This window comes from Pseudomonas putida, assembly GCF_025905425.1.
Lineage (GTDB): Bacteria > Pseudomonadota > Gammaproteobacteria > Pseudomonadales > Pseudomonadaceae > Aquipseudomonas > Aquipseudomonas putida_AF.
In genome coordinates this window covers 5973645-5989402 of sequence record NZ_CP109603.1, presented here as the reverse complement: position 1 = coordinate 5989402, position 15758 = coordinate 5973645, and the positions used below count along the sequence as shown (strand labels likewise).

Annotated in this window: 14 protein-coding genes; 5 read left to right on the top strand and 9 right to left on the bottom strand. The window is 63.0% G+C overall.

What is annotated here, in order from left to right:
- Nucleotides 1-132: 132 nt before the first annotated feature.
- The 5 genes from leuS to OGV19_RS26940 all read left to right on the top strand — a co-directional run bounded on the left by leuS (nucleotide 133) and on the right by OGV19_RS26940 (nucleotide 6141).
- Complete coding sequence (gene leuS / locus OGV19_RS26960) at nucleotides 133-2739, top strand: leucine--tRNA ligase (RefSeq protein ID WP_264311445.1); 2607 nt, start codon at nucleotides 133-135, stop codon at nucleotides 2737-2739.
- A gap of 60 nt (nucleotides 2740-2799) precedes the next feature.
- Entirely contained in the window at nucleotides 2800-3405 is a 606-nt protein-coding gene (lptE, locus tag OGV19_RS26955) for an LPS-assembly lipoprotein LptE (RefSeq protein ID WP_264311444.1), read from the top strand.
- Nucleotides 3406-3442: 37 nt separating this feature from the next.
- Nucleotides 3443-4480: a DNA polymerase III subunit delta gene (gene holA / locus OGV19_RS26950; protein ID WP_264314014.1), complete on the top strand. Its 1038-nt coding sequence runs from the start codon at nucleotides 3443-3445 to the stop codon at nucleotides 4478-4480.
- A 116-nt stretch (nucleotides 4481-4596) separates the two neighbouring features.
- Nucleotides 4597-4761 carry an alternative ribosome rescue factor ArfA gene (arfA, locus tag OGV19_RS26945; protein ID WP_016501800.1) on the top strand — a complete coding sequence of 55 codons (165 nt, stop codon included), beginning with the start codon at nucleotides 4597-4599 and terminating at the stop codon, nucleotides 4759-4761.
- 60 nt (nucleotides 4762-4821) lie between these two features.
- On the top strand, nucleotides 4822-6141 hold the full coding sequence (locus OGV19_RS26940; RefSeq protein WP_264311443.1) for a lytic murein transglycosylase: 1320 nt from the start codon (nucleotides 4822-4824) through the stop codon (nucleotides 6139-6141).
- 116 nt (nucleotides 6142-6257) lie between these two features.
- On the opposite strand, the gene OGV19_RS26935 is transcribed toward OGV19_RS26940, so the two are convergent.
- The 9 genes from OGV19_RS26935 to mrdA form a co-directional block, all read right to left on the bottom strand.
- Complete coding sequence (locus tag OGV19_RS26935) at nucleotides 6258-7196, bottom strand: S66 peptidase family protein (RefSeq protein ID WP_264311442.1); 939 nt, start codon at nucleotides 7194-7196, stop codon at nucleotides 6258-6260.
- Nucleotides 7197-7282: 86 nt separating this feature from the next.
- Nucleotides 7283-8299, bottom strand: a complete 1017-nt coding sequence (lipA, locus tag OGV19_RS26930) for a lipoyl synthase (protein ID WP_264311441.1) — start codon at nucleotides 8297-8299, stop codon at nucleotides 7283-7285.
- Nucleotides 8300-8301: 2 nt separating this feature from the next.
- A complete protein-coding gene (gene lipB / locus OGV19_RS26925) occupies nucleotides 8302-8949 on the bottom strand; it encodes a lipoyl(octanoyl) transferase LipB (RefSeq protein WP_264311440.1) in 648 nt (215 codons plus the stop codon).
- Complete coding sequence (locus OGV19_RS26920; RefSeq protein ID WP_264311439.1) at nucleotides 8949-9224, bottom strand: DUF493 domain-containing protein; 276 nt, start codon at nucleotides 9222-9224, stop codon at nucleotides 8949-8951. The genes lipB and OGV19_RS26920 overlap by 1 nt, the downstream gene beginning before the upstream one ends.
- Before the next feature lie 75 nt (nucleotides 9225-9299).
- Complete coding sequence (locus OGV19_RS26915; RefSeq protein ID WP_264311438.1) at nucleotides 9300-10460, bottom strand: D-alanyl-D-alanine carboxypeptidase family protein; 1161 nt, start codon at nucleotides 10458-10460, stop codon at nucleotides 9300-9302.
- Nucleotides 10461-10682: 222 nt separating this feature from the next.
- Nucleotides 10683-11687, bottom strand: coding sequence for a septal ring lytic transglycosylase RlpA family protein (locus OGV19_RS26910; protein ID WP_264311437.1), 1005 nt, complete (start codon nucleotides 11685-11687; stop codon nucleotides 10683-10685).
- Complete coding sequence (mltB, locus tag OGV19_RS26905; protein WP_264311436.1) at nucleotides 11687-12697, bottom strand: lytic murein transglycosylase B; 1011 nt, start codon at nucleotides 12695-12697, stop codon at nucleotides 11687-11689. The genes OGV19_RS26910 and mltB overlap by 1 nt, the downstream gene beginning before the upstream one ends.
- 17 nt (nucleotides 12698-12714) lie before the next feature.
- Nucleotides 12715-13818 (bottom strand): rod shape-determining protein RodA, encoded by a 1104-nt coding sequence (gene rodA, locus OGV19_RS26900; RefSeq protein WP_264314013.1) that lies wholly within the window; start codon nucleotides 13816-13818, stop codon nucleotides 12715-12717.
- Nucleotides 13819-13856: 38 nt separating this feature from the next.
- The gene (mrdA, locus tag OGV19_RS26895; protein ID WP_264311435.1) at nucleotides 13857-15746 is read right to left on the bottom strand and encodes a penicillin-binding protein 2; all 1890 of its coding nucleotides are present in this window, start codon (nucleotides 15744-15746) and stop codon (nucleotides 13857-13859) included.
- Nucleotides 15747-15758 lie beyond the last annotated feature (12 nt).

The window sequence follows — 15758 nt, the reverse complement described above, 5'->3', positions numbered from 1 at the left end:
CAATCAAGGTTTCCCACGATGCGCAGCGCTGCTGTATGCTACGGCGTTCACTCTAAACGACACCGGAGTACCGGTTGCAGCGAGGTTCCGCTGCCTGGAACAAGGTCTCTTCTCTCTCAGCCAAAAGTAGCCATGCACGAACAATACACGCCCCGTGATATCGAAGCCGCCGCCCAGAACTTCTGGGACGAGCAACAATCGTTCGCTGTTACCGAACAGCCAGGCAAAGACACTTACTATTGCCTATCGATGTTCCCGTACCCGAGCGGCAAGCTACACATGGGCCACGTGCGCAACTACACCATCGGTGACGTGATTGCCCGCTACCAGCGCATGCTGGGCAAGAACGTCCTGCAGCCGATGGGCTGGGACGCTTTCGGCATGCCCGCGGAAAACGCGGCGATGAAAAACAACGTCGCCCCGGCCAAGTGGACCTACGAAAACATCGACTACATGAAGACCCAGCTCAAGAGCCTGGGCCTGGCCATCGACTGGGCACGTGAAGTCACTACCTGCAAGCCGGATTACTACCGCTGGGAACAGTGGCTGTTCACCCGCCTGTTCGAAAAAGGCATCATCTACCGCAAGAACGGTACCGTGAACTGGGACCCGGCCGACCAGACCGTGCTCGCCAACGAGCAGGTCATCGACGGCCGCGGCTGGCGTTCGGGCGCGCTGATCGAAAAGCGCGAAATCCCGATGTACTACTTCCGCATCACCGACTATGCAGACGAGCTGCTGGAAAGCCTCGACGAGTTGCCGGGCTGGCCTGAACAGGTCAAGACCATGCAGCGCAACTGGATCGGCAAGTCGCGCGGCATGGAAGTGCAGTTCCCGTTCGACCAGGCCAGCATCGGCCACCAAGGCACCCTCAAGGTCTTCACTACCCGTCCTGACACGCTGATGGGCGCCACCTACGTCGCCGTCGCCGCCGAACACCCGCTGGCCACCCAGGCCGCCCAGGGCAACCCGGCGCTGCAGGCGTTCATCGACGAGTGCAAGAGCGGCAGCGTTGCCGAGGCCGACATGGCCACCCAGGAGAAGAAGGGCATGCCCACTTCCCTGCTGGTCGAACACCCGCTGACGGGCGAAAAACTGCCGGTCTGGGTCGCCAACTACGTACTGATGCACTACGGCGACGGCGCCGTGATGGCCGTACCGGCCCACGACGAGCGCGACTTCGAGTTCGCCCGCAAGTACAACCTGCCGGTCAAGGCCGTGGTGCGCACCAGCGCAGGCGATGACGTCGGCAACGAATGGCTGCCCGCTTACAACGAGTACGGCCAGCTGATCAATTCCGGCGAGTTCGACGGCCTGGACTTCGCCGGCGCCTTCGACGCCATCGAAGCCGCCCTGATCCGCAAGGACCTCGGCAAGTCGCGTACCCAGTTCCGCCTGCGCGACTGGGGCATCAGCCGTCAGCGCTACTGGGGCTGCCCGATCCCGATCATCCACTGCCCGTCCTGCGGCGACGTGCCGGTACCGGAAGACCAACTGCCGGTTACCCTGCCGGAGAACGTGGTACCGGACGGCGCCGGCTCGCCGCTGGCGCGCATGCCTGAATTCTACGAATGCACCTGCCCGAAATGCGGCACTGCGGCCAAGCGCGAAACCGACACCATGGACACCTTCGTCGAGTCGTCCTGGTACTTCGCCCGCTACGCCTCGCCAAACTACGACCAGGGTCTGGTCGACCCGAAAGCGGCCAACCACTGGCTGCCGGTCGACCAGTACATCGGCGGCATCGAGCACGCGATCCTGCACCTGCTGTATGCACGCTTCTTCCACAAGCTGATGCGTGACGAAGGCCTGGTCACCTCGAACGAGCCGTTCAAGAACCTGCTGACCCAAGGCATGGTGATCGCCGAGACCTACTACCGCGTCGCCAGCAACGGCGGCAAGGACTGGTTCAACCCGGCCGACGTCGAGATCGAACGTGACGCCAAGGCCAAGATCATTGGCGCCCGCCTGAAGACCGACGGCCTGCCGGTGGAAATCGGCGGCACCGAGAAGATGTCGAAGTCCAAGAACAACGGCGTCGACCCGCAATCGATGATCGAAGCCTACGGCGCCGACACCTGCCGCCTGTTCATGATGTTCGCTTCGCCACCCGACATGAGCCTGGAGTGGTCCGATTCCGGCGTCGAAGGCGCAAGCCGCTTCCTGCGTCGTGTCTGGCGCCTGGCCCAGAGCCACGTCAGCCAGGGTCTGCCGGGCAAGCTGGATGTCGCCGCGCTGGATGACGCGCAAAAAGTCATCCGCCGCGCCATCCACGCTGCCATCAAGCAGGCCAGCAACGACGTGGGTCAGTTCCACAAGTTCAACACCGCCATCGCCCAGGTGATGACCGTGATGAACGTGCTGGAGAAGGCCCCGCAAGCAACCGAACAGGACCGCGCCCTGCTGCAGGAAGGCCTGGAGGCTGTGACCTTGCTGCTGGCCCCGATCACCCCGCACATCTCCCATGAGCTGTGGCTGCATCTGGGCCACGCAGAGTCGGTAATCGATGCCGCCTGGCCGAGCGTCGATGAGCAGGCACTGGTGCAGGACACCGTTACCCTGGTGGTTCAGGTCAACGGTAAACTGCGCGGCCAGGTCGAGATGCCGGCCGCGGCCAGCCGCGAAGAAGTCGAAGCCGCCGCCCGCAGCAACGAAAATGTCCTGCGCTTCATCGATGGCCTGACCATCCGCAAGGTCATCGTGGTACCGGGCAAGCTGGTCAACATCGTCGCCAATTGATGGCACGCCCGCCCGCAGCCACTGCGGGCGGGCGGTACAGGCCCAAGAGGGAGCAACAACATGATCAAACGCAATCTGCTGGTAATCGGCCTGGCCGTTTTGCTCAGCGCCTGCGGTTTCCAGCTGCGCGGCACCGGCTCCACCGAGCTGAACGTCAAGGAGATGGACGTCAGCGCGCGTAATGCCTATGGCGAAACAGTGACCGAACTGCGCCAGGTCCTGGAGCGCAGCGGCGTCAACGTCCACGCGGGCGCACCTTACCGCCTGGTGCTGACCAACGAGCAGGAAAGCCAGCGCGCCGCGACCTACAGCGGTGGCAGCCGCTCGGCCGAGTACGAGCTGACCACGGTGCTGGACTACAGCATCCAGGGCCTGAACAACCTGGAACTGCTCACCGACAAACTGGAAGTCCGCAAGATCTACATGCGTGACGCGTCCAACATCACAGGTTCCGAGCAAGAAGCCAACCGGGCACGCGAAGAGATGCGCCGCGACCTGGTCAACGCCATGGTCGTACGCCTGCAGATGCTGACCCCGGCGCAACTGGACGAGCTGCAGCGCAAAGCCGACGAACGCGCCAAGGCGCAAGCCGACGCGCTGGAAGCGGCTCGCCACCAGCAGGCCGAAACGCCGCAGCAGTCGCCACTGGAAGTTCCGGGCAACTGAGCCCGTGCGGGGCACCCAGGTGCCCCGCCTGTTTCCGATGAAACTCGCCCCCGCCCAACTCAACAAGCACCTTCAAGGCACTCTGGCACCGGTTTACGTGGTCAGTGGCGACGACCCGTTGCTGTGCCAGGAAGCCGCCGACGCCATCCGTGCCGCTGCGCGCCAGCAAGGTTTCGACGAACGCCAGGTGTTCAGTGCCGACGCCAATTTCGACTGGGGCACCCTGCTCCAGGCGGGCGCCAGCCTGTCCCTGTTCGCCCAACGCCGCCTGCTGGAGCTGCGCCTGCCCTCCGGCAAACCTGGCGACAAGGGTGCTGCCGCGTTGATGGAGTATTGCGCCAACCCGGCTGAGGACACGCTGCTGCTGATCAGCCTGCCCAAACTCGACGGCAGCGCGCAGAAGACCAAGTGGGGCAAGGCACTGATCGAAGGTGCCCACTGCCAGTTCATCCAGATCTGGCCGGTGGATGCCCACCAGCTCCCCCAATGGATCAACCAGCGGCTGTCGCAGGCCGGCCTTTCGGCACAGCGCGATGCTGTCGACCTGATTGCCGCACGTGTCGAAGGCAACCTGCTGGCCGCCGCCCAGGAAATCGAAAAGCTCAAGCTGCTTGCCGAGGGCAATCAGATCACCGTGGAGACCGTGCAGTCGGCCGTCGCCGACAGCGCCCGCTTCGATGTCTTCGGGCTGGTCGATGCCATTCTCAATGGCGAAGCCGCGCATGCCCTGCGCATGCTCGAAGGCCTGCGCGGTGAAGGCGTGGAGCCGCCGGTGATTCTGTGGGCCTTGGCCCGCGAGCTGCGCCAACTGTCCGGGCTTGCCCAGCAGTTCAGCCAGGGCGTACCGCTGGACAAGGCATTCAGCCAAGCGCGGCCACCGGTGTGGGACAAACGTCGCCCGCTGGTCAGCAAAGCCCTGCAGCGCCTGTCTGCGCAGCGCTGGGCTCAGCTGCTGCAAGATGCTCAGCGTATCGATGCGCAGATCAAGGGCCAGGCCGAAGGTTCGCCCTGGACCGGCCTGGCACGGCTGTCGCTGCTGATGGCGGGCCAGCGGCTAGCGCTCCCTCCCGAATAGCCGGGGCCGCTCCTACAGGCAGCCCTGAGCCCCGAACCATATACACAATCAATTGGCCCTCCCCCACCCAGGGGCCTACAGTGCGCCTCGAACACCATCCATCGGGAACCCGCACCATGAGCAAAAAGCCGAAAAAGCACGGCCCCAACAAGGCCAAGTCCATCGTCGCCCAGCCCCTGTTCCGCTGCCGCCAGGAACAACCAGACAAGGGCAAAGGCAGCTACCGCCGCGAAGCCTTCCAATCGAGAGATTGGGAGGCTTCTTACTTTTTGGCCGCATGAAAGCATCGAAAGCGCAGGCATGGTATGGTCAGCACCTGACCTGAAATTCTGGATCTGTGCATGCTCCTCAGTCTTCTCCCCCGTTGGAAATCCCGTCAACTGATCGCGGCCTCCAGCTTCATCCTGCTCGTCGCCTGCGCGGAAAAACCCACCGCCGCCGATGCCTTGCCGCTGGCCCCTGCCCAGCCCGCCCCGGTGGTGAACCTGCCCGGTGCAACGCCCGACGCCAGCACTACTGAGATCCAGCCTCTGCAAACGTTCGCGCAATGGCAGGCTGGCTTCCGCCAACAGGCCCTGCAGGCCGGTATTTCGCCAACCACCTTCGACCGTGCATTCGTCGGTGTAACCCCCGACATGGACGTGATCAAGGCCGACCGCAGCCAACCTGAATTCACCCGCCCCGTGTGGGAATACCTGGAAGGCGCCCTGTCGCCACTGCGCGTGCGCAATGGCAAGAAACTGCTGGAGCAGAATGCGGAACTGTTGAGCCGCATCGAGCAGCGCTATGGCGTGGACCGCCAGGTGCTGGTTTCGGTATGGGGTATGGAAAGCAACTTCGGCCAGTTCCAGGGCAGCAAGTCGGTCATTCGCTCGCTGGCGACCCTGGCCTACGAAGGCCGCCGCCCACAGTTCGCTCAGGACCAGCTGATTGCCGCCCTGCAGATCCTGCAGAACGGCGATATCCAGCCTGAGGCCATGCGCGGTTCATGGGCCGGCGCCATGGGCCAGACCCAGTTCATCCCGACCACCTACAACACCCATGCGGTGGATTTCGACGGCGATGGCCGCCGGGACATCTGGAACAGCACCCCCGACGCCTTGGCCTCGACCGCGCACTATCTGCAAAGCTCCGGCTGGAAACGTGGCCAGCCTTGGGGCTTTGAAGTGCAAGTACCGGCAGGCTTCGACTTCTGGCTGGCCGATGGTTCGCTGCGCAAGCCGGTGAGTGAATGGCTGCAACTGGGCGTGAAGCTGCCCGCCGGCACCCAGTTGCCCGCCAACAGCAACCAGCTGTCCGCCGCCCTGCTGCTGCCTGCGGGTGCACGCGGCCCGGCGTTCCTGGTGCTGGACAATTTCCGCGCCATTCTCAAGTACAACAACTCATCGTCCTATGCCCTGGCCGTGAGCCTGCTGGGTGATCGGTTCTCGGGCTGGGGCTTCATTGCCGGCAGCTGGCCGAAGGAAGACCTGCCATTGAGCCGCAGCGAGCGCATGGAACTGCAAAACCTGCTCAATGCCAGCGGGCATGACGCCGGCAATGCCGATGGCATCATTGGCGCCAATACCCGCAAGGCCATTCGCAATGCCCAGCAAGGGTTTGGGTGGGCGGCGGATGGGTATCCGACGCACAAGCTGCTTGAGAGCCTGCGTCAGCGTTAACGCCATTGCGGCCCTTCGCGGGGCAAGCCCGCTCCCTCAGGAACTGCGGCGACCTTAAGGCCTGCACAGTACCGGTGGCAGCGGGCTTGCCCGCGAAGGGCTGCACAGCAGCCCCCTCAAGCCCTAAACAAGTCCTGCTGCAACACCAGGCTCATCTTCTCGCTGTCCAGCACCACCTCAGCCCCCAGCGGCAAGCACACATTCGGGTCACAATGCCCACTGCGCCACCCGGCCAGCACCGGCACACCCAGCGGCCCGAAAATGTCCTGCAGCAGCGGCGCCAACGCCGCCACGGTGATCCCTGCAAAATCCCCTACCAACACGCCCCTCACCCCGTCAAGCTTGCCCGCCAGGCGCAACTGGGTCAGTAAACGATCCACCCGAAACAGCGGTTCGTTGACGTCCTCGATAAACAAGATGCACCCCTGCGTTTCGATCTCTGCCACGGTGCCCAGGGTCGCGCCGAGCATCGACAGGTTGCCACCCAGCAAACGCCCACTGGCAATACCCGGCACCACGCAGTTCAAGGCAAAGTCGGCAGGATGCGCAATCGCATCCCCGGCCCCAACCTGCCCAATCAACTGCGCTATGAGCGACGACTCGGTCGGCTCAAGCTTGGCGCCCAGCAGATCGGCGTTCAGCATCGCCCCATGGAAGGTAAGTAAACCAGTGTTCCGGTAGATGGCCGTGTGCAGCGCGGTGATGTCGCTGTAGCCGATCAGTGGCTTGGGATTGCGGCGAACGAGGTCAAAATCGAGCTGGTCGAGCAGGCGCATGCTGCCGTAGCCGCCGCGCATGCACAGGATCGCGTCGATAGCCGGGTCTGCGAAGGCATCGTGAAGGTCCTGCAGCCGCTGCTGATCTGAGCCCGCCAGGTAGCCCTGGGCCTGATCAACGCCCGGGTAGATACGACAGCGATAGCCACGTTCGGCAAACCACTGGCTGGCTTTTTGCGCATCCAGGCGTGCCGGCCCGGCCGGCGCGACGATGGCAAAGCAGGCATCCTCCCGCAGTACGGCGGGCAGGCGGGACTCGAAGGTTTCGGCGCAATTCATCGCAACTCCTTGCAGCGCAGGGCACAAAAACAAAAATGCCGATGCCGCCTTTCGGCGCGCATCGGCATGTGTGACTCAGACCAGGCTCAGAGCTTGATCTTGGCTTCGTGGGCCTGCTGGTCAGCATGGTACGAAGAACGTACCAGCGGGCCGGAGGCCACGTTCTTGAAGCCCATCTTGTAGCCTTCTTCGGCGAACCAGGCGAAGGTGTCCGGGTGCACGAAACGCTGCACCGGCAAGTGGCTGCGCGACGGCTGCAGGTACTGGCCGAGGGTCAGCATGTCGATCTCGTGCTCGCGCATGCGGTGCATCACTTCGATGACTTCTTCGTCGGTCTCGCCCAGGCCGAGCATCAGGCCCGATTTGGTCGGTACGTGCGGGACCATCTGCTTGAACTTCTGCAGCAGGTCCAGCGACCAGTCATAGTCCGAACCCGGACGCGCGGCCTTGTACAGGCGCGGTACGGTTTCCAGGTTGTGGTTGAAGACATCCGGCGGCTCTTGCGCGGTGATCTCCAGGGCCACATCCATACGGCCACGGTAGTCCGGGACCAGGGTTTCCAGTTGCACACCTGGCGACAAGGCGCGGATCTCGCGAATGCAGTCGGCGAAGTGCTGGGCACCACCGTCACGCAGGTCGTCGCGGTCCACCGAGGTGATCACCACGTACTTCAGGCGCAGGTCGGCAATGGCGACGGCGAGGTTTTTCGGCTCGTCGAGGTCCAGTGGCTTCGGTCGGCCGTGGCCCACGTCGCAGAATGGGCAACGACGGGTGCAAATGTCACCCATGATCATGAAGGTCGCGGTACCGCCAGAGAAGCACTCGCCCAGGTTCGGGCAAGAGGCCTCTTCGCAGACGCTGTGCAGCTTGTGCTTGCGCAGCAGTTGCTTGATGCGGTCTACCTCGGGCGAGACCGGGATGCGCACGCGGATCCAGTCGGGCTTTTTCGGCAGCTCATCGGTCGGGATGATCTTCACAGGGATGCGCGCCACCTTGTCGGCGCCACGCAGTTTGACCCCAGCTTCCACCTTCTTCGGCGCAGGGCGCGAGGTGACATCCTGGGTAGGTATCAGGTTCGGCACGGCTTCTTGCACAGTTGTCATATTCAGTCGATTCCGCCCGTGAGGGTCGTCTGCTCAGCGTAGTCGAGGTGCTTGACCAGCTGTCCGCGCAGCCTTGTCCTGACCTCGTTGAGTTCGATCGGGCCTGCCTGATCGCGTAGCTGGGTCATGGCCAGCCCCGCATAACCGCAGGGGTTGATTCGGCGGAATGGCGCAAGGTCCATGTCCACGTTCAGGGCAAGGCCGTGGAAGGAACGGCCGTTGCGGATTCGCAGGCCGAGGGAGGCGATTTTCGCTCCATCGACATAGACACCCGGGGCGTCGGGCTTGGCCGCGGCCTGGACATCGTAACTGGCAAGCAGGTCGATAAGGGTCTGCTCGATACGGCTGACCAGCTCACGTACACCAAAACCCAGCCGGCGCACATCCAGTAGCAGGTAGGCCACCAACTGCCCGGGGCCATGGTAGGTCACCTGGCCACCACGGTCGGTCTGCACCACCGGGATATCGCCCGGAATCAGCAGGTGCTCGGCCTTGCCGGCCTGGCCCTGGGTGAAGACCGAAGGGTGTTCGACCAGCCAGATTTCGTCCTGGCTGTCGGGCCCTCGCTGCTCGGTAAAGCGACGCATGGCTTCCAGCACCGGTTCATAGGGCTGCAGGCCAAGATCGCGAAAACCGAGACAGGCGGACATCAGAGCACCATTTTCACGATGCCGGTGGCACGCAGTGCACTGTTGATGTCGTGCAGCTGGTTCTCGCTCTCGGCAACGATGTGCAGTTGCACCGTGGTGTACTTGCCTTCCTTGCTCTGGCGCTCGGCCAGGGTAGCGAGGTCGACCTTGGCGTATTTGCTGAGGATTTCGATGACCGTGTCCTTGAAACCGACAACGGTATCGCCAATGACCTTGATCGGGTAATCGGCGCAGGGGAACTCGATCTTGTGCGACTTGACGTCAGGTTCGCTCATGGCGGAAACGGCCTCGTAAGCCGTGGCAACAACAACGCCCCCGCATGAACAGCGGGAGCGTGGCAGGTCACGTTATCAGTTGAACAACCCGTAGAAGAATAGACGGATGCTATCCCACATACGGCGGAAGAAACCACCTTCCTCGACGCCATCAAGGGCGATCAGGTCGGCGCTGTGAACCACGTTCTCGTCCAGTTTGACTTCCACTTTGCCGATCACGTCACCTTTGGCGATCGGTGCGGTGAGCTGCGGGTTCATGGTCATCGAAGCCTGCAGGCGCTTCAATTGGCCTTTAGGCATAGTCATGGTCAGGTCGTTGGCCAGGCCAGCTTTAACCTGGCTGGTGGCGCCCTTCCAGACCGGGGCCTGAGTCAGCTCGGTGCCCTTCTGGTAGAAGGTCTGGGTTTCGAAGAAGCGGAAGCCGTAGGTCAGCAGCTTCTGGGTTTCGGCAGCACGAGACTGCTCGCTGTTGGTGCCAAACACCACGGCGATCAGGCGCTGGCCGTCACGTACGGCCGAAGCCACCATGCAATAACCGGCTTCGTCGGTGTGGCCGGTCTTCAGGCCATCGACGGTCTTGTCACGCCACAGCAGCAGGTTGCGGTTCGGCTGCTTGATGTTGTTCCAGTAGAACTCTTTCTGCGAGTAGATCGCATAGTGGGCCGGGTCGACGTCGATGATCGCGCGCGCCAGCAGGGCCATGTCGTGCGCCGAAGAGTAGTGCTCCGGGTTCGGCAGGCCGGTCGGGTTCATGAAGTGGCTGTTGGCCATACCCAGGTCGGTGGCCGTCTTGTTCATCATGTCGGCGAAAGCGTCTTCGCTGCCGGCAATGTGCTCGGCCAGGGCGACGGAAGCGTCGTTACCCGACTGGATGATGATGCCGTGCAGCAGGTCGCTGACGGTCACCTGGCTGCCAACCTTGATGAACATGCGCGAACCGCCGGTACGCCAGGCGTTTTCGCTGACGGTGACCGGATCGTTTTCACCGATCTGGCCACGACGAATGTCCAGGGTGGCGATGTAGGCGGTCATCAGCTTGGTCAGGCTGGCTGGCGGCAGGCGCTCGTCACCGTTGTTCTCGACCAGCACGTTGCCGCTGGACGCGTCCATGAGTACGTAGGACTTGGCTGCCAGTTGCGGTGGTGCCGGCATCATCTGCTCTGCCGCGAAAGCAGCAGGCGTGATCATCAGCAGTACGGGCAGGCAAAGTCGTTTGGCAAGGTTGGTGATGTTCATCCGTCTCTCGAAAATCGCTAATGGTCTGAGATGTTCCCTGGGCTACAGCGTGTGCCCAGCGCCAGTCAGTCTAGTTTTTAAGGCCTTGGGCCGAGCCCACGCAGTGCGGCTTTATGTCGCTGCGGGCAAAAGCCGTCATTGTACATGCGCGCGCCCGGCAATTCATGACAAAACCTGTAGGAGCGGCCTTGTGTCGCGAAAGGGCCGCTCCTACTAAAGCTGTCAGTCTGCTGTGACCAGCTTTGCCTGCCCCAAGTTCGCCAGGCGAATGCTGTCTTGCGCCTGCTGGAGCTCACCCTGGCTGCCGATCGGCCCCAGGCGCACGCGGTGCAAGGTCTGCTGGTTACGCACGATGGAACTGATGAACACCGGCGCACTGACCATGGTGCTCAGCTTCGAACGCAGCAGTTCGGCGGCGTCCGGGTTGGCGAAGGCACCCACCTGCAGGAAGCTGCCGCCGTTGCCGGCCGGCACATTGTTGCCGCCGACCTGTACGGGTACCACTGGCGCCGCGTGTTGCTGCGGCGGCGGGGTCCACTGCTCGACGCGCCCGGTGCTGGCCGGGATCGACTGGGTCTGGGCGACCTGCGGCTCCTTCAGCACCAACGGTGGTTGCTGGCCACGCTGGGCCCACCATTGTTGCGGGTCGATCCCCTCGACGCGCACATGCGCAGTGCCGATTTCGGCGTAGCCGAGCTTCTTCGCCGCCGCGTAGGACAGGTCGATGATGCGGTCGGAATAGAACGGGCCGCGGTCGTTGACCCGCAGGACCACGCTGCGACCGTTGGCCAGGTTGGTCACCCGCACATAGGCCGGCAGCGGCAAGGTCTTGTGCGCCGCACTCATGCCGTACAGGTCGTAGAGCTCGCCGTTGGCGGTGTTCTGGCCATGGAATTTGGTGCCATACCACGACGCGGTGCCCTCGGCGCGGTAGTTGCGCGACTCCTGCATCGGGTAGTAGGTCTTGCCCAGCACCGTGTAGGGGTTGGCCTTGTAGTTGCCCGTGTGCACGGTCGGTGTGGCATCGGGGATCTTGTTCACATCCACGTCCCACCACGGCGCGCCGTCCTTGTGGGCACGGTTGATGTCCAGGCCGGGCTGGGCGCGGACAGTATTGCCGCTTTTCTGGGTGGTGGTCGGGCGGCTGGAGGAGCAGCTGACCAGCAGCATGCCGACAGTCATGCAGGTCAGCAGCTTGAAGGTATTGGCAGAGATGATTGCGCGCATTACTTGACGCCCCGTGCTTGGACCAGCTGTTCCGAAAGCTGATGCACCGCCATGGCATACATCACGCTGCGGTTGTAGCGAGTGATCGCGTAGAAGTTCTTCAGGCCCATCCAGTACTCAGGGCCGTTTTCGCCCTCCAGGCGGAAGGCGGTAACCGGCAGATCATCGCGCAGCGCATCATGACTCGACCAGCCCAGCGCTCGCAACTCCCCGACGGTCTTCACCGGCTCGATGCCGGTGGTCAGGCCTTCATCGGCTCGCTCGCCCTGCACCATGGCACGGCTGACCACACCTTCGCCGGCCACCCAGCCATGGCGCTTGAAGTAACTGGCAACGCTGCCGATGGCATCGTCCGGGTTGTTCCAGATATTGATGTGGCCGTCGCCGTCAAAGTCCACGGCATAGTTGCGAAAGCTGCTCGGCATGAACTGCGGCAGGCCCATGGCGCCGGCGTAGGAGCCTTTGAGCGTGAGCGGGTCAAGCTGCTCTTCGCGGGCCAGCAGCAGGAACTCGCGCAACTCTTTGCGGAAGAATTCGGCCCGAGGCGGGTAGTCGAAGCCCAGCGTCGACAGGGCGTCGATGACCCGATAGTTGCCGGTATTGCGGCCAAAGAAGGTCTCTACGCCGATGATCGAGACGATGACTTGCGCCGGCACCCCGTATTCCTGCTCGGCACGTGCCAGCACCGCTTCGTGCTGGCGCCAGAAGTCCACACCACGGGCGATGCGCGCGTCGGTGATGAACATCGGCCGGTAGTCCTTCCAGGGCTTGACCCGCTCGGCCGGACGCGAGATGGCATCAAGGATCGACTGCTTGCGCTGGACCTCGCGGAATACACCTGTCAGCTGCTCGCTGGCAAAACCGTAGTCGCGGGCCATTTCGCCAACGAACTCAGCCACCTGAGGCGAGCCGTCGTAGTCGCCGGCATGGGCCAGCTGGACAGCGCCGAACAGGCCCACCGCGCCGATCCACGGCGCACAACGGGCAGCCCAGTTACGCACTGCTTGCATGAAATTCTTCACCTTATTCAAACCTGTGCGATCCATTTGCGGTGCGTATGGATCGACATCAGAACGCCAAACGCTGACAGCAGCGTCACCAACGAAGTTCCGCCATAGCTGATGAAGGGCAGCGGCACGCCCACCACGGGCAGAAGGCCGCTGACCATACCGATATTGACGAACACGTATACAAAGAAGGTCATCGTCAGGCTGCCTGCCAGCAGCTTGCCGAACAGGGTCTGCGCCTGGGCCGTGATCATCAGGCCGCGACCGATCAGCAGCAGATAGACGATCAGCAGCAGGCAGATGCCCACCAGGCCGAACTCCTCACCCAGCACCGCGATGATGAAGTCGGTGTGGCTCTCGGGCAAAAAGTCCAGGTGCGACTGGGTACCCAGCAGCCAGCCCTTGCCGAAGACCCCGCCCGAGCCGATCGCGGCCTTGGACTGGATGATGTTCCAGCCGGTGCCCAGCGGGTCGCTTTCCGGGTCAAGGAAGGTCAGCACACGTTGCTTCTGGTAGTCGTGCATGACAAAGAACCACATGGCCACCGCCACCGGCACCGCCGCAGCCACCACACTGACGATCCAGCGCCAGCGCAACCCGCCCATGAACAGCACGAACGCACCGGAGGCGAGAATCAGCAGCGCCGTCCCCAGGTCAGGCTGGCGGACGATGAGAATGAACGGCACACCGATCAGGACAAGGCTGATCGCCACATGCTTGAGGTGCGGCGGCAAGGTGCGCTTGGACAAGTACCAGGCGATGGTCGCCGGCATGATGATCTTCATGAATTCCGAGGGCTGGAAGCGGATCACCCCGGGAATGTTGATCCAGCGCGTGGCACCCATGGCGTTATGGCCCATGACGTCCACCACCACCAGCAGCAGCACACCGACCAGGTAGGCCAACGGCACCCAGCGCGCCATGAAGCGCGGCTCCAGCTGGGCGATGACGAACATCGACACCAGACCGATACCGAACGAGGTGGCTTGTTTGAGCAGCAGGTCCCAGTTCTTGCCACTGGCCGAATAGAGGACGAACAGGCTACCGGCCGCCAGGGCCAGGAGAATGACCAGCAAGGGGCCATCGATATGAATGCGCTGCAGAAAGCTGGCGCGCCGACGCATCACATCCTCGCTGGAGAGCATGCGATCGAAATTGTTCATCACGGGGCCAACTCCTGAGCAACAGTCGCTGGCGCGAACTCGGTTTTCAGACGGCCGTTCTCATCGAGCAGCCAGGCGTCCATCACCTGACGCATCACCGGCGCGGCAACCCGACCCCCGGCCTCGCCATTCTCGATCATGACCGCGATCACGATCTTGGGATCCTGTGCCGGCGCGAAGCCCACGAACAAGGCGTGGTCACGGTGGCGTTCCTGGACCTTGTTACGGTCGTACTTCTCGCCCTGCTTGATGGCCACCACCTGGGCAGTACCGCTCTTGCCGGCAATGCGATACTGGGCGCCGGCGGCAGCGGCCCGAGCGGTACCCCGCGCGTTGTGCATCACCTGCTCCATACCGTGAGTCACCTTGGCCCAGTCAGACGGGTCACGCAGCACGATATCGTCGATCGGGCTTTCGTCCACCGGCGGCTGGCCTTCGATGGTGCGGGCCAAGTGAGGGCGCCGCCACTTACCCTTGCTAGCGATCAGCGCGGTGGCCTGAGCCATCTGCAAGGGGGTGGTCTGCATGTAGCCCTGGCCGATACCGAGAATCAGCGTTTCACCCGGGAACCAGGCCTGGCGGCGGGTGGCACGCTTCCATTCACGTGTCGGCATCAGCCCGGAAGATTCCTCGAACATGTCCAGCGAGACCTTCTGGCCCAGGCCGAATTTGTTCATATAGCTGGACAAACGGTCGATGCCCATTTTGTGCGCCAGGTCGTAGAAGTAGGTGTCATTGGAGCGCATGATCGCCAGGTCGAGGTCGACCCAGCCATCGCCACTGCGGTTCCAGTTGCGGTATTTATGGTCATAGTTGGGCAACTGGTAGTAGCCCGGGTCGAACACCCTGCTACTGGCCGTCACCACACCACTGTCGAGGCCGGCGATGGCAACTGCCGGTTTGATGGTCGAGCCCGGCGGATACAGGCCACGCAGCACACGGTTGAACAGCGGCCGGTCGATCGAATCACGCAGCTCGGCATAGGCTTTGAAGCTGATACCGGTGACGAACAGATTGGGGTCGAAGCTGGGCTGGCTGACCATCGCCAAGACCTCGCCGCTACGCGGGTCAAGCGCGACCACGGCGCCGCGCCGGCCACCCAGGGCAGCCTCGGCGGCTTCCTGCAGCTTGATGTCCAGGCTCAGGACAATGTCCTTGCCAGGCTTCGGGTCGGTACGCTTGAGCACTCGCAGCACGCGGCCGCGGGCGTTGGTCTCGACTTCCTCGTAACCTACCTGGCCGTGCAGGGCATCTTCGTAGAAGCGCTCGATACCGGTCTTGCCGATATGGTGCGTGCCGCTGTAGTTCACAGGGTCCAGGGTTTTCAGTTCTTTCTCGTTGATGCGCCCGACATACCCCACCGAGTGCGCGAAGTGCGCACCTTGCGGGTAGTGCCGAACCAACTGCGCGACCACTTCCACGCCCGGCAGGCGGAATTGGTTCACCGCCACCCGGGCGATCTGCTCTTCATTCAGCTCGAACAGGATAGGCACCGGCTCGAACGGCCGACGCCCCTGGCGCATGCGTTTTTCGAAGAGGGCGCGGTCGTCCTCTGTCAGCTCCAGCACTTCGACGATGTTGTCCAGTACTTCCTGCCAATTACCCGCACGTTCGCGGGTCATGGACAGGCTGAAGCTGGGCCGGTTATCGGCGATGATCACCCCGTTGCGGTCGAAGATCAGCCCGCGGGTCGGCGGGATCGGCTGCACATGCACCCGGTTGTTCTCCGACAGCGTCGAGTGGTAGTCGTACTGGATGATCTGCAGGTAGTACAGCCGCGCGATCAAGACGCAGATAAGCAGCACGATCGCCACCGCGCCGACCACGACGCGGTTACGCACCAGGCGGGCGTCTTTCTCGTGGTCCTTGAGACGAATCGGCTGCGACATCGGACTACTTAC